Below are 24372 nucleotides of genomic sequence, written 5' to 3' on the forward strand. Positions count from 1 at the left end.
GCTGGACCGCTCACGTCACTGTTCGCAATGCTGCGGACAGCGCTCTGATTGTCTGGGAACCCTTTGACTCAGTCCGCCACCGTCGACGGCTTGCCCTGATCGCGACGACGTGGCGGCCCACCCAGGCGGATCGGGTGGCCGCCGTCGTGCGGTGGTGTGACCCGAGGCCGGTGCGGACGTCAGAGTCTGTGGAAGAACGGGTCGTATGGCTCACCGAGGACGGCCCGGCCGATGGTGGCCAGCACGTGGTCGTCGTTGTCGTGGAGCTTGTACAAGGTCAGATCGCGCAGGATCCGCTCCACCGGGCTTGGGCGGATCAGGCTGCGGGCGCCGCACGCGCGGATGACGTGGTGCACCGTTTCTTCCGCCAGATGCCCGATCACATGCCAGGCCCTGCTGCCGGCGATCCGGGCCTCGTCGAGGTTGCCTTCGTCCCACAGACCTGCGACCTGGCGCAACCAGAGGCGGGCGGTCTCGATATTGACCGCCATGCTGCCCACCCGCTGCTGCACATAGGGATCACCGCTCTTGCCCTGCCGTTTCACATAGGCGAGCCCGTACTCGTATGCGGCCAGGGCGCCGCCGAGGAAGCTGGCCGCGTACTGCGGGACGAAGGCGGTCTGCCACTGCCCGTCGAAGTAGCCGCCGGGGCCGCCGATGAGATGCTCGCGCGGTATGAAGGTGTCGTGGAAGCGCACCACGTGGCTGGCCGTCGCGCGCATACCGACGGGATCCCACCACGACCTGTCCACGGTCACGGTCGGGTCCGACAGGTCGCAGGCGAGCAGCAGGAGCCTGCCGTGGACCTCCCAGGTTTGGCGTGCTCCGCCGGGGCCGGCCGGATCGACGAGGAGGATCGCCCACTGTGCGCCGGTGGCGCCGGTGGCGAACGCCTTGCTGCCGCGGAGGGTCCAGCCGCCCTGGACGGGGGTCAGCGTGGTGCCGAAGCGCGCGCTCTCGCCCGGCTTGGGGGTCTGGGGTTCGCCGCTCCAGGCGGCCCAGTTCTCCCCGTGTTCCACTACGCCGGTGAACCAGCGCCGCTTCTGTTCCGAGGTGGCGAGGGCGTCGATGAGGACAAGTGAGTTGGCGTGCCCTTCCCAGCAGCGGGCCAGCGACAGATCGGCCTTGGCCAGCGTGGTGGTCATCTCCCACAGGGGGAGGGTATTGCGTTGCGCGGGGCCGTAGCCCAGTCCGCCGTACCCCCGGGGCACAGCGGCGCCCAGGAGACCGTCGGAGAACAGATCGTCGAAGTCCTCGGTGGGAAAGGTGGTCGTGCGGTCGTACTCATCGGCACGCGGGGCGAATCTGTCTTCGGCGAGCTTCGCCACTGCACCGAGAACTGCCTGGTCGTCGCCGACCGCCAGTTTGCGGGCCGGACGGGTGGCGTGGCCCAGGTCGTCGGTCATATCGGGGTGGCCTCTTCGAAGCGGAAGAAGTGGGCGCGGTACATCGTGTTGGGTATCTGGGTTCCGGTGGGATGGACGGTATGGACATCGATGGTCAGCAGGCCGCGGTTGAGGTAGCCGACGAGGACCACCTGCCGGGAGTCGAGCGGACCTTCGGCGAGAAAGGCCACGGCCTCGGTGGCGTCGATGTCGTCGGCCAGTGGGACGGCGGGCAAGATGGCTCTGGTGACGGGTGTCGTGGTCGATGCGAGCGCGCCTTGTGAGGGCTCCGGGCCGCCACGCTCGGTGATCCGCAGCGTGAGCCCGCTGTGGTCGACCGCGGCATCGACCACGTGGATACCGGTGGCAGTGGTGTCGCAGTTGACCCAGCCGCCTGCCAGCGTTGCCGGATCGACCACATGTGCCGTCATGGCCGTGCCTCTGCCCTGTGGAAGAACGAGCGGGCCCAGTGATCGGTACCCCCGCTGGCGTCGCTGAAGACGGTGCATGTGGTGGTCACCAGGACGCCCGTCTTGTGGTACGCGCCTACAACGGTGCGCCGCGAGCCGAAGTCGTAGACCGCCGAGAACGACGAGGCGACCGACGGTGTGTCCGGCGTGGTGTACAGGACCGCCGACGCCTCACCCCAGTCGCGTGGTTGCGGGCTACCGGTGCCGAAGGCCCTGACGAACATGCCCCCCTCGTGCCAGGTCACGCTCAGCTGGCGGGCGCCCTTCAAACTGCGCTGGTCGGTGTTGACCCAGTCGCCCAGCAGCGCCGAGACGTCCAGCGTGCCGGGCGGCCGCGGTGTGGCCGTTCCGGCAGAGGACGCGGAACGGGTCGTCATGGTGCCTCCCTGCTCGTAGGGTGCGTCGGGGCGAGTCCCGCTGATTGGGTGAGGTCGTGGGCATCGGGCGGCTCGGCTTGGCCGAAGCAGACGGTGTGCAGAGGCAGTGCCTCGGGCAGCGGATGGCCCGTCAGCAGCTTGAACTGCTCCTGTACTTCGATGAACAGGACCTCCCAGCCGTCGATGCCGATCAGTCCTCGGGCGCGGGTGGCGCCCATGAGCGCGGTCGGCGGGTCGCGGTAGGCCATCTCCAGCACCGCCGCGTCCCAGTCGACGGTGGACACCGGGAACGGCTCCCGTTCGACCAGGGGCGTGGCATGAGCGAGCACGGTGTACCCCGCCGGGGAGAACCGGGACAGCGGCACATAGGGAAGCCCGAGACGCGAGGAGGCTGCCCGGCCCAGCGCAACTCCTCGGTTGACCAGGGTCACCCGGGCTCCGGCCTGGCACAGGGCCAACGCGACGGCCCGCCCGGCACCGCCGCAACCGATGACGGCGGCCCTGCGGCCGCTCGGATCGACTCCGGCCCGGGCGAGGGTGTGCAGGGCAGCGGAGGTGTCGGTGGTGGCCGCGCGCCAGCGCCCGGCGTCGAGGCACAGCAGGTTGGCCGCCCCGCACCCCCGTGCCTCCGGGTCGGCGATGTCGGCCGCTTCGAGCGCGCTTTCCTTGTGGGGGGCGGTCACGGTCAGCCCGCGCAGCGGCGGTCCGCCCAGCGCCCCGAAGTCCATGGCCTGGTGCAAGAATCGGGAGAACACATCCACCTGGAAAGGCAGGTAGAGCGCGGGCAGCCCCAACTCCCGCAACGCCGCGTTGTGCAGCCGGGGCGACAACGACCGCCCGGGGGCACGCCCGGCAATGCCGAACAGGCCGCTGAGCGGGGGCAGCGCGGGCAGGCCGTAGTCGGTGAGGAGTTGGCTCACGCTGGGCGTTCCGTCCGCCCCGGCGGTACCAGCCCGGCCGAAGACTACGGGTGCCCCCAGCCACGGCGCCAGCACCCGGGTCCAGGTGCCGGCCGGGCCGGACGCGAACGCCGTCACATCGGTACGTCCGAGCCCGGTGAGCAGCAGCGGCGCTGCCCATCCGTCCTGCGTGCCCGACTGCGGCACGAGGAGGTACTGGGCCGCTGGTACGGCGGTCATCGCGGCGAACCGCTCGAGCAGTGCCGCCGAGGCGTGGAGCAGACCGGACCGGAGGCCAGGGTCGGACCCTTGCTCCGGGCTTGGGGGCGCGTGCCAGGAGATACGTCGCTGCCGGGCCGCGATGTCCGCCAGCAACTCCGGCGCCACGTCGTCCATGGCCTCCAGATCGACCAGGTCGTAGTGGTCCGCTGCGCGCAGCAGCCGGGTGCGCCGCTCGACCGGGCCGGCGGCGGAGCGGCCGCCGTGTCGCGGCGAGCGCAAACTGTAGGTCAGCGGTCCGGGAAAGTGTCGGCGCAGCCGGTGCGGATCGGGATCGCCGATGAGGTCGGCGCGGACCTCCAGCACGTCGGCCACTCCTGCGAGGGCACGCAGGCTTGCCGCGGTGAGGTCTTCCGGTTCGGCGATCACCGCCACCAGACGGGCCCGACGCCCGACGCCGGCACCATATCGGCTCGTCAATCGCGCCACTGGACGTACTCCTCCAGATTGGCCCGCCGCGGAACGAACCGATTGACCGGGGCCGCCTCGTCCGCGTACCCGACTGCCAGAGTGCACACGACGAGCCGGTCGGTGTCGATTCCCAGTTTGAGGCGCAGCACATCCCCGTAGCCGGCGACACTGAACTGCGGGCAGCTGCTGAGGCCCCCCGCCACCAGTCCGAGCATGACGTTCTGCAGGAAGAAGCCCATCTCCAGGAAGGTGCCCGGCACCGCGTTCCCGGGCAGATGGCAGACCAGGGCGGTCGGTGCCCCGTAGAAGCGCAGGTTGTCACGGAGGTGGGTTCGAGCGGCGGCGTGGTCCGGGGCGGCGTGGCCCTTGGCAAGCAGTACCCCCGACGCGGCGTGCCCGGCGCGGCGCTCGACGGCGTCGTCAAGCGACGGCGGCCGGTTGGCGTAGTCCGGTCTGGGCGGATCACCGCGGTCGAAGCTCTCGCACAGGGCAGCCACCAGCGCCTCCAGGGCGTTGCCGGTCACCACCGTCACCTGCCACATCTGGGTGTTGCGGCTCGAGGGTGCGTGGCCGGCGGCCAGGAGTACCTCCGCCAGGACCTCCCATGGCACCACCCGATCCAGAAAGGCTCTCGTGCAGTGGCGGGAGGTGATCAGGGACAGACCGTCGCGGAGCCCGGGCGTCATCCGTAATCACCCTCGTCCGAGAGCGGAGCCGCAGCGCCCTTCGGTCCGCCGAGGAGCTCGCGAAGACGCACGTGCACGGACCGCTGGATGTGCCGGGCGCACCTGCGGTGCACGTCCAACGGCTGCCCCTCCGGATTGGGGATGTCACGGAGCGGGTCCAGACACAAGGCGCGGCCCTCGGCCTCGGGCGCCATGGCGATCACCCTGTCGCGGTGGGCTCGGGTCATGCAGTAGATGACGGAGCTGACCCGGCAGACCTCCGGGGTGACCGGGCGTGAGCGGTGCCGGCGCGGATTCCCCCGGCCCGGCACCCGCTGCAGACCGAGTTCAGCGAGCGCGGACCGGGCGTCCTCAGTCATCGGGCTCCCAGGCTGCGTCGTCGCGACACCCGCGCTGGAGAACCGGAAGAGGTGTGGGACTCCCGCCTCCGCGGCCTGGGCCCACGCGATGACCTCGGCCATGGGCGAACGCGAGGTGTTCCCGCCGCAGACGAACAGCACGCGGCATGCCGCGCCGGTGCAGCGTGTCCGCCACCAGACGAAGGCCGATGGATAGGACAGGGCCCCCGCCGCGCCGACACCGAACGCGAGTGCGATGAGCTGAGAGGTCCCCGGAGCTTGGAGTCCGGCCACCCACGCGAGCGAGAATGAGGCGACCAGGCCGGACATCAGGCTGGCGACCGCCCATGCCGGCACACCCCAGGTGTACTCCCGCCGGTCGAGATAGATCAGCGTGGCGAAGACGAACAGCACCTCATATGCCACTCCTATCCCCGCTGCCGCCAAGGCGGCAGGGGTGCCGAGGAATGTGGTGAAGCCCGCGCGCAGTTGCGGTTGCCCTACCAGCGCCCCTGCCCCCAGCAGCAGAGCCAGGCATACGGGTGCCGCGACATGCTCCTCCGCGAAGTAGCGGCGGTCTGTTGCGACAACCCCGTTCTTGGCCACCCGGATCATGATCTCGAACCGGCCGAGGTAGCCGACGAGGTAGGTGAGGACGCTCAGCGCGGCAGCGAGCGGGAGGAGGTAGCTGTGCACATCGCCGAGAGCCACCGAAACCGCTATCAGGCTGAGGCACAGCGCTACCCAGGAGGATGTCGTCACCCGCCGCTTGCGGGTCATGTCGACCAATGGGGAGAGGACCAGGACTCCTCCCCGCATCAGCAACAGCATGAAGAGGATCGAGACACCGGAAAACGTGTAGTTCATCGTGGTGGAGCCGATGATGAGCGACGTAAAGAAGCCGGCCGCCAGCGTCTCCCGGCCCGGTATCGGGATCCGCGCGTTGCCGATCCCGCTCCGTCGCATATGCCGCCACCGACCAGTGAGGCCGAAGAAGACGGTCATCGCCGCGAGCTGTCCGAGGACGGCTGCGGGCAGCAGCTCGAAACCGTTGACCGGCTGAGTCGTCAGCGGAGTCACGCCGCTGGCCAGTGCCTTCACCAGCATGGCGTAGGGAATGTACGAGACGAAGTAACCGAAGGTAAGCCAGCCCATGTGCATAACCCGTCGCTGATCGAACGTCGAGGTCTCAACACGGTGAGTCCGGGATCGACACGCCTGACCGACACCTGACCGGAGCACATGCCGGGTAGCCTTCTGGACGGTTGACCGCCGCGCACAAGGCAGTCGCGAATGCTGCCCCATTTTCGAGGGGTATATTGCGGACAGCCACACCCCGGGACCGCTTCAGGAAAACGAGCCGCTCCTCCTCGGGAGTGCACGAATTTCCGTGGCCCGACAGGACCTACCAGCTCAGCCAGTCCCGTACGCCTTTCAAAAGGCTACCTCCGGCAGGCATGTACGGCCAGCGCACGCGGCGCACGCACCCGGCCTGGCCGCCTGGGGCCGCCCTGCGCGAGAGGAGATGCCGGGATGTTCCTGCGTGTTCCGCCGCGCAGTGGTCTTTTCACCTGATGCCGTGCGGCACCTCGTCCAACACGTTGTGTGCGGCACGGCGAAATCGTTGCTCTGCTGCCATGGCGGAAGGTGGACGGTGCCTGCCGTCCCACCCCTTCTATGCCGAAAGCCCGGCGATGCAATTGCACGGCCGAGCCCGCGAGTAGTTGCAGCGCACCTTGATCATCACTCGCATGCCTGTTCGATGACCGTGGCTTCGCCCCGTGCCTCGAGGGCTGGGGGAGGGCCACGGCGACCTGGTATGGCGTGCTCGCCACGATGCGCGCGCGACTTGTCGGCTTTCCTGGTGATTCACACCCAATGGGTGCCGGAGTGATCGCGGACTGACCGTTGCTGTACAGTCCGCGCTCTTCCGCCGTGACACAAGGAAAAGGTCTATGAGTACTCGTCGCCTGACCGCCGCACTCGTTCTTCCCCTCGCGTTTCCGCTCGCCGCCTGCGGCGCGGAGAAGGGATCTGCGCCGGCCGCCGCCGGGAGTCCTGCGGCGACGTCGTCCGTCAAGCAGTCCCCCGAGAGCCCCAAGTCGCCGGAGGAATTCCTTGATCTCGCCGCGGCGGCGATGGCCGGTGAAAGCGGATGGACCTTCTCGGTCACGGGCAGCGAGGGGGTGACGCTTCAGGGACAGCGGAGCGCCGCCACGTATCGGGCCACGGTCCACCGCGGAACGGACCCCGAGGCGTTGCACTCCGAGGGAGTCAGCACCAGTAGCAAGGGGACGAAGAAGAGCGAGGAGATCTACGTCGTCGACGGCACGACATACGTGAAGGAGAATGGTGCGGCGTGGAAGCACGCACCCGCTTCCGACCCCGAGATGGAGAACAAGACCGAGGACCCGGTCGCGGCCATCGAGGGGTTCAGGACGTACGTGCAGGCCGCCGACGGCGGCGATGTGAAGCTGACGAAGGCCCGCGGTACGGTCGAACTCCGGGTGACCGGTGGCGAGCAGAAACTGGCCGCCGTCAACGACCGGGCGTGGGCGAAGAAGGCGCAGCGGGAGTTCGACCCCACGGCCGAGCAGTTGCGCAAGGCCGGTGTCCCGGTGAACGAGGCCCAACTGACCCTGTCCCGGCTGCAGGAGGTCCTGGTTCTGGACGCGACGACATACCGGGTCAAGAGCCACCGCTACCAGTTCGCAATCCTCGTCCCGTATGCAGGCGGTGGGGACATCGCGTACGAGCAGGACGTCCGTGAGGAGAACCAGGGCACGTACGCCGGGCGGATCGAACTGCCTGTAGGTGTTGGCGCGTGATCACCAGAGGGACCCAGCTTGCACCGTGAAAGCCGCCGGCACGAGCGTGCCCGCCACCGAGTCAGGACGCCGGGCCGGTCCCGGTGCCGGATGAGGTGCGGGCGAACCAGTTCCGCGTCTCCTCGGCGGAGAGGACGCGGGTGAGTTCGGCCGTGCCCGGGAGCAGCGGGAAGAACCGGTCGGCGTTCCAACTGCGCTGGTACATCGGCTCGTCCAGTACGAGCAGGCGGCGTCCCTCCACCACGGGGATGTCGTCGGGCAGCCCCTCGTTCCAGATCCGGTCGCCGTTCGGGGCGAGGAGTTCGAAGGCCCCGGTCGCGACGGCTTCGCTGCGTCCCCGGGCGGGCTCGGGGTCCGTGGCCAGGCGGACGCTCTCGGCCGAAGGCGCGGTGCCGGGCACGTGGCCGCCGCCTACGAGGACGTGGGCGAGCAGTGTGTGCAACTGGAAGTTGTCCGCGATGCCGCCGATACGCACCTCGAAGCCGGTTCCGGTGGGCCGGTGCAGTACGACCAGGTGCTCGTGGTCCAGGACGGCCAGTGCGTAGGCCAGGCACTTGAGGTCGTGCCGCTCCAGGGCTGCCAGGTCGTTGCAGACGGGGAGGAGCGCGGACGCGTGTCGGCTGCGCACCTCTGCGCTGCGGCACAGCACGGCCAGTGCGGGCGGTTGCCACTCCTCGACCGAGCACCAGGCCAGCGCCAACCGCGTGGCCTCGTGCGCGTCGTCGCTCAGGCGGGCCAGCAGGGCATCGTCGATGATCTTCTCATCGGGCTCCGGCAGTTCGTCCTCGGCGCCACCGGAGCCCGTCCAGCGGCGGGCGAACTCCAGTGCGTCGAGCAGGTCCTGCCGGACGCCGCCGAGGATCGGCTCCGCGCAGGCCGCCGGATCGGCCCCGCTCTCGACGCAGAACCCGGCCGCCATCGCCAGGAGCGGGCGCGGGCCGGTGGGCGGGAAGGCGGGAATCAGTGCGGCCAACCGGGGCCCCACTGGCACGCGTTCGGCGTCGGTCGACTGCTGCAGGGTGTTTATCGCGGCAGTGAAGGCCCGTTCGGTGCGGGCACCGTCACGAGCGTCGACGGCCTCCTCCAGCTCCGACACGACGGCGCCGAGGTCGGCGGACTTCTGCTTCCTCTTGAAGATCACCGGCACACCTTATGCCCGAGGGCTGACAACGGGTGGTGGAGCGATCCGAACGTCCGTACCCGCTGTTCCCCCCCCTCGCCCAGCGCCGGGTGGAGATCAGACGCTGGCGTGGCACAGGTAGTGCGCGATGCCGACCATCGTGCCGTCCAGCCGGGCGGCGATACCGCGTATCCGTTCGCCATCGAGCAGACGCCGCCAGGTCCGTTCGCAGGCGTCGTCGTCGCGTTCGACCTCGAAGTAGGCGTCTTTGCCGTGGGCCAGTACTTCCCACCAGGCGCGGTGGGACTCGGTCAGGCACTGATCTCCGCCATGGCGCCCATCCTGGCGTGGGCAGTGCGGCAACGTCCGCCGGTGTCCCCTCATACGTCCCCACCGTCGGCCCAGCCGTGATGCGTGAGTGCGTTCAGCGCTCCAGTTCGGTGGCCAGCAGGTCCATCAGCAGGCCGTCGTGCCAGGTCCCGTCGGGGCCACGCTCGTACTGCCGCATGATGCCGACTGGCCGGAAGCCGGCTTTCGCGTAGCAGCGGATCGCCCCGGCGTTGTCGGCCGCCGGGTCGATGACCAGACGGTGGTAGCCGAGGTCGTCGATCAGATGGCGGGCCAGCGTGCGTACGGCGTCGGTGCCCAGACCTCTGCCGTGCGCGGCGGGATCGAGGAAGAGGTCGATTCCCGCGTGCCGGTAGTCCGGATCCTCCTCGGAATACCACTGGATCATGCCCACGATCCGCTGCTGGTGCAGGACCGTCGAACAGGCCGTGTCAGGGTCGTCAAGCTCGGCCGCGATGTCCGCTTCGAGATCATCCCCGCCGTTCCAGCGTGCGCGCACCTCGGGAGTGCCCCGGATCGCGGCCAGAGCGGGGATGTCCTCGGTGGCGGTGGGCTGGAGGACGACGAGAGTGCCATGCAGCACGGTCACGGCAAGAACTCTATGCGACCGCGACCGCGACCGTGGGCCCCGCGTTGTCCTGCCGATTGCCGACTGTCCTTCACCGGGCCGCCGTTGTCGGTGCCGGATGACACCATCCGGTCATGAGTGGCGAGGTTTTCAACTGGCAGGGGTTCCTCGGACGATGGCAGGAGGAGTGGGTTCCGCGCGCGGACGGGGACGAGGACGGCGGACAGGCCTTGCCCCTGGGCAGGCCCGGGGCGGACGAGACGGCGATCGCCGTGGCCGAGGAGCGGCTGGGGCGGCGGCTGCCGCCCTCGTACCGGGAGTTCCTGGCCGTGAGCGACGGGTGGCAGGTGGACGAGACGGCCGGGGTCCATCAACTTGGCGGCGTCGCTGACATCGACTGGTTCGGGGATCCGCAGGGCATGACCCCGCTGTACGAGCAGGATCTGGGCGACGACCCGCGCGAGGAGGACGTCCTGCTGGCCGGGATGTGGCGACGCGCGCTGCGGCTGGAGACGGACTCCGACATGTCGAACGCCCTGCTCGACCCGGGCGACAGCGACCAGGACGGCGAGTGGGCGCTCTACGTGTTCAAGGGCTGGAGCGGTGAATACCCACGCCGCTACCCGTCGTTCCGCGCGTACATGGAGGCCAAGTACCGCGCCTTCCACGCCGACCGGACGGAGAGACCCGACTTCGTCAACGCGACCACGCGAGCCCAGGACGCCCACGTGGAGCAGGCCCGCCTGCTGGCCCTGCGGGGACGGTACGAGGAGGCCCTGCCCCTGCTCGAGGAGGCGCGGTCATTCGGCCGACCACGCAGCGCCGCCCTGCTGGACCAGCTCCGCCACCTGCTCGCTCCGCACAGCCACCGGGACTACGGCCACCTCGTGGCCGACCCGCGCTACCTGCCCGAGATCCTGCCCGTGGAGGCCATGGCACCGGCGAGCGACCGATGGCGCCCGGGCGGGGACGACCACTGGCTCAGGATGATGACCGCCCGCGGGGCGGACCGGAAGGCCGCCGAGACGCTACTGAGCACGATGCGGGACGGCACCTATCGCTACGCGCCTCCCGGTCCCTGGGGCCGGGCCGTCGCCGAGGCCCGGGAATCGGCCCGCTGGGGGGCGACCGACGCCGCATGGCGGGTGCTGCGGGATGCGCTGCCGGTGTGGGAGGCGCCCGGATCCCTGCTGATCGCTCCGATCGGCCTGCTCGCCGATCCGGTCCTGGGCCCGCTGATCACCCCGGACCGTGGGCGGGAAATCCTCGCGACACCGCGGGCCGGGGAGACGGGACCCGCTCCCGGGCCGGTGCCCGATCTCGACCCGCCGGGCCTGGGCTGGCTGACGGAGCCTGCCGTGAACGGGCAGCGGGTGGACGGCTACCGCTGCGTCTGGGTCGAGGGGGTCGACCCGGACCGGCTCCCCGCGCTGATCGGCGAGGAGGGTGCCGAACTGAGCGGGCCCGTGGAGCTGCGCATGTTGCCCTGGCGGGGGCCCAAGCCGCACGAGCGGGAGGGCGTGCAACCCTGGGAGGACCGGGCCGTCGTCGCGGCGGGCCGCACCGCTGAATCGTGGGCCTTCGCCTTCGACGGCCACTCCCAGCGTTCTGTGAGTGAGCGGCTCGCGTCCCCCGCCGCGGCGGCCTCGTCGTCCGGCCGAGCGGTGGTGGTGTGGCGAGACCCGGAGCGCTCGTCCCCGGGTGCCCGCCCCACCGCGTTCCACCTCTCGGTGGCCGAACAGGGCGAGGAGCTCTACGCGTTCACCGTGCGGGGTACGGAGATCGAGCGTTCCGGTGCGATACCCGAAGCCCTGGACCCCGCACGGCTGCTCCGCCCAGAGGACACGGAGCCGGACCGCGAACGCCGTTTGCTGGTAGCCCTCCACGCCGAACTCGGGCTCTCGCTGCCCCGCTTCGCGCTGACCCAGGGCAGGCTTCGCACCTTCATCACCCGGTCCTGGACCAGGGCGCCGCGCGAGGGGGAGGCGTTCGCCTACCTCAGGTTCGTGCGGCACCGGCCCTGAACTCGCTGACAGGAACCCCACATGACCACCCGCCTCGACATTCCCCATCGAACGCGTCCGAAAGTCGGCGGACGAGCTTCTCGCCGAGGCCACCCGCAACGGCGTCCGTCCCAGAGTATTGACATTCGCCCAGCCCGACCCGGCCACAGTCGAGACCACGCTGCGCGTCAGAACCCCCTCCGGGGGCCCGCACATCTGGTACCGCACGAACGCCACTCGCCGCTTCCTGTGCTCCACCGGGTCCAGCGCCGGGCGGGCCCTTGCCTGGCAGGTCGACGTCCGAGCCACCGGCGGCTACATCAGCGCCCCCGGCGCACGCACAGCCGCCGGAACCTACACCCCTCTCGGCCCGGCGATAACCCCGGCACCGCTTCATGAATGGCTGGCCGCCGAACTCGCTCGCACCGGTCGGTCACCTCGACATCCCCGAACCCCGACGCCCGCAGCCCGCCCGCCAAGCGGTCATCGCAGCCGGCGGCGGCCGTAACCGCGCCGCCCAGGTCAACGACGGCGTCATCGCGGGCAGATCCCGTGCGGCATGACACCAAGGCCGGTGCGTGGGCAGCGCCCGCCTCGCCAGCCGGGTGGGCAGCCACCCCAAGACGGCGCGCGCCTTACTCGAGGACGCCTTCGTGGAGTTCGGCGAAGAGTTCTGTGTTGCGGGTGTAGTCGACGGGGACGTCGATGATGGTGACGCCGGGCTGGACCCGGGCCTCGCGCGACAGGGCCTCGCCGAGGACCTTCGCGAACTGCTCTTCGGTCTCGACCCGGTAGCCGTGGGCGCCGAACGCGCCGGCGTATTGGGCGATGTCGTAGTCGCCGAGCAGGACTCCGGAGGTCCGCCCGTACTTCAGCTTCTCCTGGAAGCGGACCATGTCGTAGCTGTTGTCCCTCAGGATCACGTGGGTGAAGTGCAGGCCGAGGCGTGTGGCGGTCTCCAGTTCCTGGGCGCTGAACAAGAAGCCGCCGTCGCCGGAGACGGACACGACCTGCTTGCCCGGGCGGACGATGCAGGCGGCCATGGCCCACGGCAGGGCCACGCCGAGCGTTTGCTGGCCGTTGGAGAACAGCAGGTGGCGCGGTTCGTAGGCGCGGAAGTGACGCGCCATGTAGATGTAGTGGGAGCCCACATCGCAGGTGACGGTGGCGTCGTCATCGATCATGTCGCGCAGCGTGAGGATGACATCGACGGGGTTGAGGCCGGCCTCGGTGTGGTTCGCCGACCGTGCCACGTCGTCGGCGTCCTTCAGGGCGCGCCGCTGTTCGGCGAACTCGGCGAGGACTTCCGTCTCCAGCTTCAGCCCGGACAGCTGCCCCGCCAGAGCCCGGAGGGTCGCCGGGATGGCCCCCCGCAACTCGATGGCGGGTCGGTAGTGGTTGTCGATGTCCGCGGGCAGGGCGTCGATGTGAACGACGGTGCGGCCCGGATCGGTGTTCCACAGCTTCGGGTCGTACTCGACGGCGTCGAATCCCACGGTCACCAGCAGGTCGGCGTGGGAGATGGCGATGTCGCCGGGCTGGTTGCGGAACAGGCCGATGCGGCCGACGTAGTGGTCTTCCAGCTTCCGGGAGACGACACCGGCGGCCTGGAACGTCTCCACCACCGGCAGGTCCGTGACCTCGAGGAGGGAGCGGAGTTCGGCACATGCTTCCGTACCCGCCCCCCGGAGGCCGACCAGGAGCACGGGGCGCTTTGCCTCGCGGATGAGCCGGGCCGCCTGCTCCACGCGGTCACCCGGCGCCGCACCTTGCTCGGGTACGGGAATGGCTTCGGCGATGTCGGCGCTGGTGGGGGCCATGAGCACGTCGGAGGGCAGCACGACCGCGGCAGCGCCTCGCGGCTCGGTGACAGCCGCCCGAAGGGCATTGGCGACGGCCTCGGGCACGTTGTCGGCGTCGTTGACCTCGCCGGTGTACTTGGTGAACGGCTTGAGAGCGGCCGTGGCGTCCATGGACTGGTGGCTGCGCTTGAGGCGGTCCGCGCGGGGCACGGCGCCGCACAGGGCGACCACGGGATCCTGTTCGGTGTTCGCTGTGAGCAGCCCGGTCGCGCTGTTGGACGTGCCCGGCCCCGAGGTCACCACGATGGCGCCGGGAACGCCGGTCAGCCGGCCGACGGCGGCCGCCATGAACGCGGCGTTCTGCTCGTGGCGGCACACGACCAGTTGGGGGCCGCCGTCCACCAGCGCGTCGTAGATGGCGTCGATCTTCGCCCCGGGGACTCCGAAGATGTGGCTGACGCCGTACGCCGACAGCACCTCCACGGCGCGCTGGGCGGCACGCACTCCTGACTCGGTCATGCGGATTCGAACTCCTCACTGCTGTGGAGGGAAGGAGCGGGTTCAGCCACCCTCTGCCTGGCGGATTTGGTCCCCAAGGCCGGAGGGGGTCAGATCGGAACTGAGGAACTGCTGTGTCGTCGGCAGGCTGAGATGCAGTTCGGACCGCTCACCGATGGAGATGGTGCCGTGATCGAGCCGGAAGTCGAGACAGTGACCCCCGTGATGGTGCGTGTCGTCGAGGAAGTGCAGGTGATAGCCGGCCACCGAGATCCCCTGCTCGTAGTCAGGGGTGCGATAGCCCGCCAGCGTGCCCGGGATGTCGCGGAAAGCCGTCTCGGCCTGCCCTTCTGCTGCCTCGGTCAGCGACGGATAGGGCGGTTCCTGCTTGCGTACGGTTCGTGTCCGGACCTCGCTGAAGTGGCCGGTGATCTTGATGGCGTACAGGAGGTTGGGACTGCGCCCCATGTGATCGATGGCGGTTGTCACTTCGCTCCGGGACATCGGCGACGTCACGTCCTTCAGCGCATCCACCGAGTCGGCGCCGAACCATGTCATGGCGGCGAAGGGCGACAGATCATCCGGGGTGGCGATCTGAACCGAGCCGTCGGCACGTAGGTGATAGCAAACGCCGTCAAGGACGAGCATCTCGCCGTCGAGCTGGTTGAACGTGCCCAGTCCGAAGTCGCCGTGCCGCAGTAGCTCCCCGACCGACACGTCTCCCTCGTACACCCCGTCGATGAGCGCACCCATGGTGGAGCTCTGGTAGACCTCCCTGGCCCGGTCAGCGTTGTGACGGGAACCGCTTTTGCCGTTCCAGTGCGACATCACTGTTCGGACAAACCTTCGGAAGGCATCCCTGGGGCTTTCCTCTACGGACATGCCTCGTCTCCCATTGCCGGGCGCCGCTCGATGCGACTTGTGCGCAGATGGACAGACGCAGTAGTCACCGCCGGGCGCGCGCATACCCGGGCGACCGTGGTTCACCTCGCGAATCATGCTGGTCGCCCCCTGTAGGACGCGCAACCGGGGGCCGCCGCCGGAGTGGGAGACCGGCCATCGGATCCCGCTGCTTGCCGGGCTGCGGAGCCACCGCGCCTGAGCCGGGCGCGGGCGACGACGCGAGGAACGGGTTCGGCCCCCGCCGACGAAGTGAATCGAATTACCAGGCCGTTTCCCGACGTCGCCGGCTCTTGGACCTGACAGCCTCGGAGACGAGCCGAGCGTGAGCGGCCGGGATCTCCGGCTCTCGGAGATCCCGGCCACTCTCCTCCGCGGCTTCGCCCATGAGGAAACTCAGTGACGCGACCGACGAAATCGAGGTCGGGCGCGCCAGCACGGACGGATCGTGGCGGCGGAGGCGAGCCGAGGCGACTTCCCTTCCGCGTTCACCACGTGGATCTGCGTGCGGCGCGTTCCCGTCGCCCGGCCCGGACTACACCCCGACGGTCGCGGCGATGCTGTCGAGGGCGCGGTACTGCAGGTACTCACTTTGCAGTTCGCGTGCACGCGTTCTGTACGTGGCATCACTCGGCATCTCGGCGACGGCCGCTCGAATGGCTGATCCCTCGGGGCGAGCGGTGCGCAGGTTGATGCCAGTGCCGCTCCACGCGACACGGGCGGCCACCTCGGGCTTGTCCTCGGTCTCTCCGGCCACGGCCAATGGCACTCCATGCCGTAGCGCAGTCTGGACGCCTCCGTAACCGGCGTTGGTGACCAGGAGGTGGCTCGGCGGCAGCAGCCTCTCAAAGGGGAACCTTCGCCGCCCTCGCGATGGCGTTCACGGCCGTGGGTGTGCCCGAGGCCTGCGACAAGGTGGCCAGGCCCTCGACGATGATCTGCCGGAGCGCCGGCGTCCAGCGCGGCGTGTATGTGCGTCGCCAGTCGTGACGCGCCCTTGCCGCCTATCGCGGCCAGGGCCGCGACGGTGGCCAACTCCCGGTCCATCACCGGCAAAGCGGGAGTGTCGGCGTACGCAGTCAGCAGGGACGCGTGGGTTTCCTGCAGATCGGCTGAGACGGTTTGGGCGATGGTGTCGGTCATTTCGTGTACTCCCTGGAGGCCCGGTGAGGGCTTGCCGGTGACATTCAGCGGTGCGGAGGGTGAGTTGGGGGAGCGGTGACGAGGAGGCCGGACTCATCTGACGCCGGGTGGCGTCTCCTTCCGGCTCCAGCTACCGAGGGTCCAGGGCTTCAGTCGAGGAGTTCGGCTGACGTTCTGACGACGTTGACGGGGGTGCGCTGCCCGCGGGGGTGCTCGATGTGGTCGACGTGGTAGCCGTCGTCTTCGAGGGCGGACACGATGCGCCGGCCCGCCGATGCCGAGGCCTGCGGGGTGTCCGGTCGCCTGTGGGAGACGAACACCAGGGGCCTTCCGATCCTGCGGCCTGGCGGTATGTGGTCGGGGGAGTAGGCCAGGATGCGGGTGAACAGGTTGCCGTTGGCCAAGCCCAGTCCGAGTGCGTAGGAGGCGCCGTCGCGGTACCCGGCGATGGCGATGCGATCGGCGTCGATGGGGAAGTGGACGCGGACGGTGGTCAGGATGTTCCGCAGGGCGGCGGCGTCCCGGCCGTACACCCCGTCCCTGACGGCGTCCCAGGTGTGCCGGCCGGCGGCAGGGGCCAGGAGCAGCACCCCGCGCCGCTCGGCATCGCAGCGGAGGAGGGCGAGCATGTCGCTGGGTGCGCCGCCGGCGTGGTGGAAGGCCACCAGCAAGGGGTGGGGCTTGGCCGGGAGCCGGTCGGGCACGTAGAGCAGGGCGGGCCGGGTGAGGGTCGCGAACTGGTGCAGCCCAGGCTTGAGGGGCGCATGGATCGGCGGTGAGGGCTGAAGGTCCAGGACGCCGCGCGAGAGCTCTGATGCGATGGTGCGCACGCTTCCTCCGTAAGGGTCAGTGCATGTGCTCGGCGGCGGGCTCTTCGGCGATCGCGGTCTCGGAGCGGGCCACGACGAGCGTGGGCGATGCCTGCGGGCGCATGGTGCGCAGCAGGACGGGGACAGTGATCAGGGCGAGGGCGGCGCCGAGCCAGAGCACGACGTGCAGGGCGCTGGAGAAGGCCGCGGTCGCCGCGGGCAGGGCGGTGTGGATGCCGCCGTTGAGCTGTTCGGTCACGGCGTCGGGATCGGCCACCTTGCCCGCGAGCTGGGCTGCGGTGACGGCGACCAGCAGGGAGCCGCCGATGGCCGAGGCGGCGGTGTCGCCGGTGAGCCGGAAAGCGTTGTACATGCCCGTGGCCATGCCGGCCTTGGGCAGCTCCACGCTGGAGATGGCGGCGCCGTCCAGGATGGCCAGGGTGCCGCCGTAGCCGATGCCGGTCACCAGCAGCGGACCTGCCAGAGCGCCGATGCCGGTCCCGGCGCCGATCACCGTCAGCCAGGTCATGCCGCCGGCGACGAGCAGCATGGCGACGACGAGCTGGGTCCGGGTGGACAGCACCCGGTTGATCGGCCCGGCGAACATCGGCATGAGCACCATCGGTGCGGTGAACAGCAGCAGGACTCCTCCGGCATGCAGCGCGCTGTAGCCCTGAACGGCGCTGAAGTAGGTCGGCAGCAGCGTCAGGAGCGGCAGGAGGCTGAAAGCGAGGGCCATCGCCGCGAGGCTGACGCCCATGAATCGGGAGTGCCGCAGCAGGGACAGGTCGAACATCGGGGTCGGGTGCCGCTTCTCGACGGCGTAGAAGAGCAGCATCAGCACGACCGACGCGGCCAGTGAACCCAGCACGAGGGCAGAGACCCAGCCGAAGGCGGGTGCTTCGACCAGGGCGAATATGAACAGGAACAGGCCGGCGGTGAAGGTGATGGTCCCCGGCCAGTCCAGCGGATGGGCGTTGGGGTTACGGGACTCGTGCAGCAGGGGGCGCGCCACGAGGGCCACAAGGAGACCGAGGGCTGCGGGAATGGCGAACACGCCGCGCCAGCCCGTGAGCGAGTCCACCGCGCCGGAGATGAGGGGGCCGAAAGCCAGTCCGGCCCCGATCGCGGTGCCGAAGATCCCGAAGGCGCGGACGCGGTCATGTCCGTGGAACCGGGAGGCGATGAGGGCGGAACCGGCCGTCAGGGTCGCGCTGGCACCGATGCCACCGACCGCTCGCGCGATGTCCAGAACCAGGATCGACCCGGCGAAGGTGCATACCGCGGCGGCGACGGAGAACAGGCTGATGCCGAACAGGAAGATCCGGCGGCGGCCGACGCGGTCGGCGAGGGTGCCGAAAGCCAGCATCAGGGACGCGAACGTCACGTTGAAGCCGACCACCACCCATTGCAGGGCCTGCGGGCTGGGGTGCATCTGGGCGGCCACCCCCGGCAGGGCGACGCCTGCGCCCGTCAGGGCCTCGGGGACGTTGAAAACGGCGAGGGAGACGACCAGCAGCGTGAGCCACGCAGGGAGCTGCCTGGTATCAGTACGCTTGTGTCGAGACGTTTGGTTCATAGTCACAGGACTCTACAACAGATGAGGACCCTGCAACGAATGGCGTATCGAGACGTGAGATGTCGCGGCTTCGACGTGCCGTGTCGGGCGAAGGCGTCTGTATGGGCGTTTCGTGCAGATTTGGCGTCGGGGGTTGGGTGCGCAGTGCGCCGGCAGGCACCGTCAGGCCACGCAAAACCTTGAATCTTTGAGGTTCCTACATTCATGAAGCACATTGAATGATCAGATGAGAGAGGCGGGCCGATCAGCGATGGCACCGACGAAGAACGCTCGCGTGACCCCCGGCGACCAGGACGCACCGGGCGCCGGCGCAAGCCTGCTGAGTTTCCACCTCAAGCGCGCCGAGCAGGCGATCGTGGCGCGCAAGGCCCGCGGCGTGAGGGAACTCGACCTCACCGAACCGCAGTGCAAAGTCCTGGGCTACCTCAACTGCGGCGCCGCCAAGTCCTGCACCCAACTGGCCCGTGAGGCCCTGGTCACCTCGCAGACCATGACCGGGATCGTGAAGAACCTGGAGGTCAAGGGCCTGGTCGAGAGGCACCCCTCACCCGATCACGGCCGGGTCATGCTCGTCACGCTCACCCCGGCGGGGAAGGAGCGGGCGGCTGCTGCCAGCGGATTCTCCGAGCGTGTCGAGCACGGCCTGCGCGAGGCGATGCCCGAGCAGGAGTACGCCGACCTGATCAGGCTCCTCGACCGTGTCGCGGAACTCGCCCCCCGCATCTTTGCGGGTACCGCACAGTAGACCGCGCCGGGCGGCCGCGTGGCTGACCGAGGACGCCTGCAGATGACCGGCGCATCTGCCGGATGCCTCGCGCGCCGCCCGTCGCGGGCGCGACCCGCCGCAGCGGCATACGGGTTCGGGTCACCCTGGGGTCGCGAGCCCACATGTCCCGCGCCCTCCCTCTGCAGTTGTCGACTCGTCAAGAGTGGCTCTCCTGCGAGAGGTGCCCGCACGCGGCTGGCGCATGTCCAAGGGTGCCGCTGCGGGCCTGCGGTCATCCCTTCGCACGGTGACCAGGGCACACGGCGGTAGCGGCCCTGGCGGCCGCACCTGTCGGTTGGGCGCCCAGGCGGCGGAGCCGTCTCGCGGGCTCACACGGCTGCCGACCAGCACATCGGGAGCGGTTCCTCCGAGCTTGTCGAGCGCAGCCGCCCGGGGTGGCCCGATGCGAGGGGCCATGTATCACAGGTGCCTTTGTCAAATGTGGAGCCTTCCTTGGGAATGGGTTCTGGTGTCACCACGTTGGTTGGTCTGATGTAGGATCCTGGTATCGACAAGGACATTGTTTGAGATGTCCGCCGGCTACTGCCTCGGCGGCATCAGCGTGCAACCAGCGGTTCACGCCAGCACAAAGGAAAGATGATCATGGGAATGTCCGGACGTACTGCCCTCGTCACCGGAGCCACCGCGGGTATCGGCCGCGCCGTCGCTCTGCGACTGGCACAGGAGGGCGCCGACGTCATCGTGCACGGCCGCGACGCCGACCGCGGCGCCGAGGTGGTCAAGGAAATCGAGGCCGCCGGCGGCATCGCCCGCTTCCTCAAGGCCGACCTCGGCAGCACCGAGGACGTGCTGCGCCTGGCCGAGCAGGCCGGCAACGTGGACGTGCTGGTCAACAACGCCGGCATCTACAAGTTCCAGTCGACCGCGGAGATGACCGCGGAGCTGTTCGACCTGCAGGTGAACCTGAACACCAAGGCGCCCTACCTGCTGGTGCGCGCCCTGGTCCCCGGGATGATCAACCGGGGCCGGGGCTCGGTAGTGAACATCGGCACCGTCGCCGCCTCGGTAGCCACCAGCTACACCGGCATCTACGCCGCATCCAAGGCCGCGATCGAGCAGCTCACCCGTGTCTGGGGGGCCGAGTACGCCACGCAGGGCGTGCGCATCAACACCGTGTCCCCCGGCCCGGTCCGCACCCCGGGCACGGACGCTGACCCGGCCACGCTGAAGGCGATCGCCGAGGGCATGTCGGCGATGGGCCGCGTTGGCGAGCCCGAGGAGATCGCCGAGGCTGTCCTCTTCCTCGCCTCCGACCGTGCCAGCTACATCACCGGCGCCACCCTCGAGGTCACCGGCGGCCGTCCCGCCATCGGCCCCAAGGCCAGCTGACACCCCACAACCCCCTGGCCCGGGCCGAGTCCCCCCATTCCGTCTCGCGCCCCGGGCCAGGGCCCTCTTCTGCCGCGAAACCCCGCGGCACCGGCGAGCCGCCTCACCAAACGCACTACATCTGCGCTGGTAGGCGGCTCAGTAGTATCCCCGCATGCCGTGGATACGACGCCGTGCACACCAAGCCCAGCCCCGCGAAGAACGCCTTTCCGACCTTGAGTTCCTGGCCTTGGTGAAGGCGAGCCTCGAACGGTTCGCCCCCGGCGTGACAAGCGGCGCCGAATTCAAGGGCAACTCGCTGCTCAGCCCCCAGGGTTGGGCGGTGGCCGTGGCACCGCCCCACCACGGAGGCGGCCGCCACTACGACCTCGTCGCCCTACCGGACGTGAGCGTCCAACCGGACGTGCCCTGCTTCACCGACTGCGTCGTGGCGATGTCCGCGGACCCCGCGCAAGCGGCCGACGCGTGGGTGCAGACGGCCGGGGCGTGCCTGCTGGAACTCCTCGAGCGACGCGGGCGTTTCGCCGACCACGCACCGCCCGAGGACGAGCGCGGGGTACCCGGCTGGCACTCGATCACCTCCGGCGCGATCGCCTTCGGGCTCGATGACGCGCAGAACCAGCGGCTGCGGGAGGCCCTGCTCGACGCGAACGTGCTCCACCGCATCGCGGACACCTTCACCGCCGACCTGGAATCGCCGTTCTTCAACGCAGTGAAGGTGTTCTACGGCGGGCAACCCGGCGCGATGGAGGCCGAGGTCCGGATCAACGGCGAACGCCACGAGGCCGCTTCGGCCGCGATGGCGGCGCTCGACCTGCCCGAGCCGACGGTCTTCACGGCCGTCCGCCACCACGCGCTGCTGCTCCCGGCACCCGTCGGCGGCGGAGAACCGGGCCACCCCACGACAAACCTCGACCTCGACCCCGACCTTGCGCACGACGAGGCCTGCGGATGCGGCGGACACCTCGACCCGGAGCACCCCGGCTTCGAGCTGCCCCTGCCGCACCTGGTCGCCGAACTCTCCGACGAGGAACGCACACGACGCGTCAGGGTCCACACCGACGCGATGATGATTGCCGACGGGGTCGGCAACTTCTTCAAAGTACGCCTGCCAGTCCCGCTCGACGACGGCCGCACGGTGAACTACCTCGCCTGGGCCTACCTCAAAGCCCCAGTGATCGAGAACGTCGTCGCCAGGGTCCACGACGACACCCTGACCGGGCGCCGCTTCGAGGGCCTGCTGTGCAACGCCATCGGACCCTGGGGCGAGGACGTGCTGCGCGCACCCGTCGTCCTGGAAGGTCGGCCTGCCAGCAGGGCCGGGGCGGTCGGCTACTGCGAGGTGGTCGAATCCAGGCACCCGCTGCTGGGCAAGGTGCTGCGCGAGCGCTGGCCCGCACAGTTCGTACTCGGTGACGGCGATCCCGGCTGCGCACGGACTGACGAGCCGCCCGGACCTCAAGGCCCCAGGGATGGCTGCCCGCACTCCGGCAAGCCACGCAGCACGTCATGCCGCATGCCGGCCACGAGCTTCACTGCTGTAGCTTCCTGTGATGAATGAAGCCTCGGGGCTCGCCGTCCGCGAATCTCTCGCACGGTTACGTCACCGAGAGAGAAAAACCCAGTTCGACGCGGCGCGCCGTCGAATTGGACACAGAGCGTGACGGTCCTGCCGGGAAGCTGACTACGGAACCTGGACTGTTTTAGGTTCCTACATTCGTTCAGCGTTATGCTTGTATAAATAAGTCCAAGAGAGGCAGGCCGATCAGCGATGGCATCGACGAAGAAGACGCGCGTGACGTCCGACGCCCAGGCTGCGCCGATCGTTCCTGCAAGCATGCTGAGCTTTCACCTCAAGCGTGCCGAGCAGGCCCTCACCGCACGCAAGGCCGCCGGGATCCGGGAGCTGGACCTCACCTACCCCCAGTGCACGGCCCTGGGCTATCTGACCGGCGGGGTCGCGAAGTCGTGCACCCAGCTCGCCCGTGAGGCCCTGGTCACCTCGCAGACCATGACCGGGATCGTGAAGAACCTCGAAGTCAAGGGCCTGGTCGAGCGGCACGCTTCCTCGGATCACGCCCGCGTCATGCTGGTCTCCCTCACCCCTTCCGGCACCGAGCGGGCAGCAGCCGCCCGCGCGTTCGCGGAAGGCGTCGAGCACGGGTTGCGCGAGGCCATGTCCGAGGAGGACTACGCCCAGCTGGTCAAGCTCCTCGACCGCGTCGCGGAACTCGCGCCGGAGGTCATCGTCGGCACCGCGGAGTAAGCGGCTGAGCGGCAAGCGCTGCGCCGCCACAGACAGCTGAACAGCCCCGGCTGCCCTCCCTTCGGACCCGCGATGAGGGTGACGAGGGGACGGCCGCTTGCTGCGGTGCGATGGCAGGGGGAGAGCGCCCCCGAACCGGCCGGGCTACGCCGGGACGGCGCAGTCACGCGGGAGGCCGGTGACGTCGAAGGCGGCCCACACGGCCTTGCCGTTGCCGGGTTTGGAGTCGACTCCGCAACCGTCGGCGAGGTCCCTGACGAGGATGAGGCCCCGCCCGGACGACGCCTGCTCATCGGGATTCCGGTGTGCCGGGCGACGGGGATCACGGTCATGCACCTCGACGCGAAGGGTGCCCTGGCACAACAGGACACGCACCAGGAACTGGTCCGCGCCGGGCCGGCTGTGTTCGCAGGCGTTGGCCGCGAGTTCTGCGGCGCACAAGATGATGTCGGCAACGCGTTCGGTGACGCCCCAGCATTGCAGGATGCAGGCGATGAATCGGCGGGCCCGTCGCACGGCCCGGGTTTCGCGCATGAACAACTGTGCGGCAAGTGGCCGCGAGAGCGTGTCCAGGCCGGCGGCCATCGCAAGGCCGACTGGTGGAGCGGTGTTCGGCGCGGTGCAGTGCTCCGCTGTGCTGCTCATGGCGATCACCTTCAGGTGACGGGTGGTGCTGGGGGAGGGGCGCCCCGGCCGTCCGGGACAGGCCATCAGCCCCGCGGCTTCGAGGAGCCCGAGCCCTGGACTCGGGGCTGGGCGGTGGTTTACCCGCCCCGGGCCAGGGGGTCTTGAGGGGTCAGTCGTTCTGGGGCCCGTTGGCAGGTCGGCCGCCGGTCACCTCCAAAACGGCTCCGGTGATGTAGCTGGCGCGGTCGGAGGCGAGGAAGACGACGGCCTCGGCGACTTCCTCGGGCTCTCCGATCCGCTTCATCGCCGTCATGCCAGAGGCGATGGCGTTCAACGTGGCCGTGTCGGCCGAGGTGCCGGGCGTGCGGATGGCGCCGGGGGTGACGGTGTTGACGCGCACTCCCTGCGTGGCGTACTCGGCCGCCCAGATGCGGGTGAGCTGCTCCAGTGCGGCCTTGGACGCGGCGTAGATGCCGGTATTGGTGGTGGCGACCGTGGCGGCGACGGTGCCGATGTTCACGATCGCGCCATGACCGCGCCTGATCATGCCCGGGACCAGGGAGCGCACCAGCAGGTACGGTGCCTTGGTGTTGAGGTCCATGTGCAGGTCGAACAGTTCGGGCGTCATCTCCGCGGTCGACTGGAACTTGTAGATGCCGGCGTTGTTGACCAGTACGTCGACCTCGCCCGCCTCTTCGGCCAGGCGCAGCACGTCCTCGGCGTCGCCGAGATCGGCTTTCAGGAACCGGGCGGTGCCGCCGGCGGCCTCGATCTGCTTGACCACCTCGGCGCCGCGATCGGCGTCGCGGCCGTGCACGATGACGTCGGCGCCTTCGCGTGCCAGCTGCACGGCCACGGCGCGGCCGATGCCTGCGGTGGCTCCGGTGACGAGGGCAGTACGTCCGGACATTCCCATGATC

General features: G+C 69.5%; 22 protein-coding genes and 1 pseudogene. 7 read left to right on the plus strand and 16 right to left on the minus strand.

From position 1 onward, the window contains the following. Nucleotides 1–179: 179 nt before the first annotated feature. Genes ACFV3E_RS32140 through ACFV3E_RS32165 form a run of 6 tightly spaced genes read right to left on the minus strand, consistent with a single transcriptional unit; the run spans nucleotide 180 to nucleotide 6000 of the window. Nucleotides 180–1406 (minus strand): acyl-CoA dehydrogenase family protein, encoded by a 1227-nt coding sequence (locus ACFV3E_RS32140; RefSeq protein WP_500537844.1) that lies wholly within the window; start codon nucleotides 1404–1406, stop codon nucleotides 180–182. Continuing rightward, nucleotides 1403–1816 carry a hypothetical protein gene (locus ACFV3E_RS32145; RefSeq protein ID WP_500537845.1) on the minus strand — a complete coding sequence of 138 codons (414 nt, stop codon included), beginning with the start codon at nucleotides 1814–1816 and terminating at the stop codon, nucleotides 1403–1405. The genes ACFV3E_RS32140 and ACFV3E_RS32145 overlap by 4 nt, the downstream gene beginning before the upstream one ends. After that, on the minus strand, nucleotides 1813–2232 hold the full coding sequence (locus ACFV3E_RS32150; RefSeq protein ID WP_500537846.1) for a hypothetical protein: 420 nt from the start codon (nucleotides 2230–2232) through the stop codon (nucleotides 1813–1815). Before ACFV3E_RS32150 ends, ACFV3E_RS32145 begins: the two co-directional genes overlap by 4 nt. Then, nucleotides 2229–3830 carry a type I 3-dehydroquinate dehydratase gene (locus ACFV3E_RS32155; protein ID WP_500537847.1) on the minus strand — a complete coding sequence of 534 codons (1602 nt, stop codon included), beginning with the start codon at nucleotides 3828–3830 and terminating at the stop codon, nucleotides 2229–2231. The genes ACFV3E_RS32150 and ACFV3E_RS32155 overlap by 4 nt, the downstream gene beginning before the upstream one ends. Next, a complete protein-coding gene (locus ACFV3E_RS32160; RefSeq protein WP_500537848.1) occupies nucleotides 3827–4507 on the minus strand; it encodes a nitroreductase in 681 nt (226 codons plus the stop codon). The genes ACFV3E_RS32155 and ACFV3E_RS32160 overlap by 4 nt, the downstream gene beginning before the upstream one ends. Further along, nucleotides 4504–6000, minus strand: coding sequence for an arsenate reductase/protein-tyrosine-phosphatase family protein (locus ACFV3E_RS32165; RefSeq protein ID WP_500537849.1), 1497 nt, complete (start codon nucleotides 5998–6000; stop codon nucleotides 4504–4506). Before ACFV3E_RS32165 ends, ACFV3E_RS32160 begins: the two co-directional genes overlap by 4 nt. Before the next feature lie 800 nt (nucleotides 6001–6800). Between ACFV3E_RS32165 and ACFV3E_RS32170 the strand changes: the two genes are divergently transcribed. Further along, entirely contained in the window at nucleotides 6801–7673 is an 873-nt protein-coding gene (locus ACFV3E_RS32170; protein ID WP_500537850.1) for a hypothetical protein, read from the plus strand. Between the two features lie 61 nt (nucleotides 7674–7734). Here the strand turns inward: ACFV3E_RS32170 and ACFV3E_RS32175 are convergent, their stop codons facing one another. The 3 genes from ACFV3E_RS32175 to ACFV3E_RS32185 all read right to left on the minus strand — a co-directional run bounded on the left by ACFV3E_RS32175 (nucleotide 7735) and on the right by ACFV3E_RS32185 (nucleotide 9724). Then, entirely contained in the window at nucleotides 7735–8814 is a 1080-nt protein-coding gene (locus tag ACFV3E_RS32175) for a hypothetical protein (protein WP_500537851.1), read from the minus strand. A gap of 96 nt (nucleotides 8815–8910) precedes the next feature. After that, on the minus strand, nucleotides 8911–9156 hold the full coding sequence (locus tag ACFV3E_RS32180; RefSeq protein ID WP_500537852.1) for a hypothetical protein: 246 nt from the start codon (nucleotides 9154–9156) through the stop codon (nucleotides 8911–8913). A gap of 61 nt (nucleotides 9157–9217) precedes the next feature. Next, nucleotides 9218–9724: a GNAT family N-acetyltransferase gene (locus ACFV3E_RS32185; RefSeq protein ID WP_500537890.1), complete on the minus strand. Its 507-nt coding sequence runs from the start codon at nucleotides 9722–9724 to the stop codon at nucleotides 9218–9220. 119 nt (nucleotides 9725–9843) lie between these two features. Here ACFV3E_RS32185 and ACFV3E_RS32190 point away from each other — a divergent pair, with 119 nt between their 5' ends. Together ACFV3E_RS32190 and ACFV3E_RS32195 are read left to right on the plus strand one after the other, a co-directional pair. Further along, on the plus strand, nucleotides 9844–11733 hold the full coding sequence (locus ACFV3E_RS32190; protein WP_500537853.1) for an SMI1/KNR4 family protein: 1890 nt from the start codon (nucleotides 9844–9846) through the stop codon (nucleotides 11731–11733). A gap of 118 nt (nucleotides 11734–11851) precedes the next feature. Continuing rightward, nucleotides 11852–12220, plus strand: a complete 369-nt coding sequence (locus tag ACFV3E_RS32195) for a bifunctional DNA primase/polymerase (RefSeq protein WP_500537854.1) — start codon at nucleotides 11852–11854, stop codon at nucleotides 12218–12220. Between the two features lie 127 nt (nucleotides 12221–12347). Here the strand turns inward: ACFV3E_RS32195 and alsS are convergent, their stop codons facing one another. The 5 genes and pseudogenes from alsS to ACFV3E_RS32220 form a co-directional block, all read right to left on the minus strand. After that, nucleotides 12348–14033: an acetolactate synthase AlsS gene (gene alsS, locus ACFV3E_RS32200; RefSeq protein ID WP_500537855.1), complete on the minus strand. Its 1686-nt coding sequence runs from the start codon at nucleotides 14031–14033 to the stop codon at nucleotides 12348–12350. Nucleotides 14034–14075: 42 nt separating this feature from the next. Further along, nucleotides 14076–14840: an acetolactate decarboxylase gene (gene budA / locus ACFV3E_RS32205; protein WP_500537856.1), complete on the minus strand. Its 765-nt coding sequence runs from the start codon at nucleotides 14838–14840 to the stop codon at nucleotides 14076–14078. A gap of 607 nt (nucleotides 14841–15447) precedes the next feature. Next, nucleotides 15448–15759 (minus strand): annotated as a pseudogene (locus tag ACFV3E_RS32210) (glycosyltransferase); the annotation flags it as partial. Nucleotides 15760–16204: 445 nt separating this feature from the next. Then, nucleotides 16205–16885, minus strand: a complete 681-nt coding sequence (locus tag ACFV3E_RS32215; protein WP_500537857.1) for an alpha/beta hydrolase — start codon at nucleotides 16883–16885, stop codon at nucleotides 16205–16207. 16 nt (nucleotides 16886–16901) lie between these two features. Beyond that, on the minus strand, nucleotides 16902–18443 hold the full coding sequence (locus ACFV3E_RS32220; RefSeq protein WP_500537858.1) for an MFS transporter: 1542 nt from the start codon (nucleotides 18441–18443) through the stop codon (nucleotides 16902–16904). Nucleotides 18444–18717: 274 nt separating this feature from the next. Between ACFV3E_RS32220 and ACFV3E_RS32225 the strand changes: the two genes are divergently transcribed. The 4 genes from ACFV3E_RS32225 (at nucleotide 18718) to ACFV3E_RS32240 (ending at nucleotide 22825) form a co-directional block, all read left to right on the plus strand. Further along, on the plus strand, nucleotides 18718–19188 hold the full coding sequence (locus ACFV3E_RS32225; protein WP_500537859.1) for a MarR family winged helix-turn-helix transcriptional regulator: 471 nt from the start codon (nucleotides 18718–18720) through the stop codon (nucleotides 19186–19188). 630 nt (nucleotides 19189–19818) lie between these two features. Beyond that, nucleotides 19819–20559, plus strand: a complete 741-nt coding sequence (locus tag ACFV3E_RS32230; protein ID WP_500537860.1) for an SDR family NAD(P)-dependent oxidoreductase — start codon at nucleotides 19819–19821, stop codon at nucleotides 20557–20559. A 154-nt stretch (nucleotides 20560–20713) separates the two neighbouring features. Next, nucleotides 20714–22120: a DUF6348 family protein gene (locus tag ACFV3E_RS32235; RefSeq protein ID WP_500537861.1), complete on the plus strand. Its 1407-nt coding sequence runs from the start codon at nucleotides 20714–20716 to the stop codon at nucleotides 22118–22120. Between the two features lie 276 nt (nucleotides 22121–22396). Beyond that, nucleotides 22397–22825: a MarR family winged helix-turn-helix transcriptional regulator gene (locus ACFV3E_RS32240; RefSeq protein WP_500537862.1), complete on the plus strand. Its 429-nt coding sequence runs from the start codon at nucleotides 22397–22399 to the stop codon at nucleotides 22823–22825. A gap of 144 nt (nucleotides 22826–22969) precedes the next feature. Here the strand turns inward: ACFV3E_RS32240 and ACFV3E_RS32245 are convergent, their stop codons facing one another. Together ACFV3E_RS32245 and ACFV3E_RS32250 are read right to left on the minus strand one after the other, a co-directional pair. Further along, nucleotides 22970–23470, minus strand: coding sequence for an ATP-binding protein (locus tag ACFV3E_RS32245; RefSeq protein WP_500537863.1), 501 nt, complete (start codon nucleotides 23468–23470; stop codon nucleotides 22970–22972). Nucleotides 23471–23621: 151 nt separating this feature from the next. After that, nucleotides 23622–24362, minus strand: a complete 741-nt coding sequence (locus ACFV3E_RS32250; protein WP_500537864.1) for an SDR family NAD(P)-dependent oxidoreductase — start codon at nucleotides 24360–24362, stop codon at nucleotides 23622–23624. Nucleotides 24363–24372 lie beyond the last annotated feature (10 nt).

The sequence above is a fragment of the Streptomyces sp. NPDC059718 genome, from assembly GCF_042733315.1.
In the GTDB taxonomy this organism is placed as follows: Bacteria; Actinomycetota; Actinomycetes; order Streptomycetales; family Streptomycetaceae; genus Actinacidiphila.

Coding starts and splice junctions, on each gene's coding strand:
- ACFV3E_RS32160 (WP_500537848.1), bottom strand. CDS start 4,507: ATGACGCCCGGGCTCCGCGACGGTCTGTCCCTGATCACCTCCCGCCAC.
- alsS (WP_500537855.1), bottom strand. CDS start 14,033: ATGACCGAGTCAGGAGTGCGTGCCGCCCAGCGCGCCGTGGAGGTGCTG.
- ACFV3E_RS32240 (WP_500537862.1), top strand. CDS start 22,397: ATGCTGAGCTTTCACCTCAAGCGTGCCGAGCAGGCCCTCACCGCACGC.
- ACFV3E_RS32140 (WP_500537844.1), bottom strand. CDS start 1,406: ATGACCGACGACCTGGGCCACGCCACCCGTCCGGCCCGCAAACTGGCG.
- ACFV3E_RS32230 (WP_500537860.1), top strand. CDS start 19,819: ATGTCCGGACGTACTGCCCTCGTCACCGGAGCCACCGCGGGTATCGGC.
- ACFV3E_RS32145 (WP_500537845.1), bottom strand. CDS start 1,816: ATGACGGCACATGTGGTCGATCCGGCAACGCTGGCAGGCGGCTGGGTC.
- ACFV3E_RS32170 (WP_500537850.1), top strand. CDS start 6,801: ATGAGTACTCGTCGCCTGACCGCCGCACTCGTTCTTCCCCTCGCGTTT.
- ACFV3E_RS32150 (WP_500537846.1), bottom strand. CDS start 2,232: ATGACGACCCGTTCCGCGTCCTCTGCCGGAACGGCCACACCGCGGCCG.
- ACFV3E_RS32235 (WP_500537861.1), top strand. CDS start 20,714: ATGCCGTGGATACGACGCCGTGCACACCAAGCCCAGCCCCGCGAAGAA.
- ACFV3E_RS32190 (WP_500537853.1), top strand. CDS start 9,844: ATGAGTGGCGAGGTTTTCAACTGGCAGGGGTTCCTCGGACGATGGCAG.
- budA (WP_500537856.1), bottom strand. CDS start 14,840: ATGTCGCACTGGAACGGCAAAAGCGGTTCCCGTCACAACGCTGACCGG.
- ACFV3E_RS32250 (WP_500537864.1), bottom strand. CDS start 24,362: ATGTCCGGACGTACTGCCCTCGTCACCGGAGCCACCGCAGGCATCGGC.
- ACFV3E_RS32165 (WP_500537849.1), bottom strand. CDS start 6,000: ATGGGCTGGCTTACCTTCGGTTACTTCGTCTCGTACATTCCCTACGCC.
- ACFV3E_RS32220 (WP_500537858.1), bottom strand. CDS start 18,443: ATGAACCAAACGTCTCGACACAAGCGTACTGATACCAGGCAGCTCCCT.
- ACFV3E_RS32245 (WP_500537863.1), bottom strand. CDS start 23,470: ATGAGCAGCACAGCGGAGCACTGCACCGCGCCGAACACCGCTCCACCA.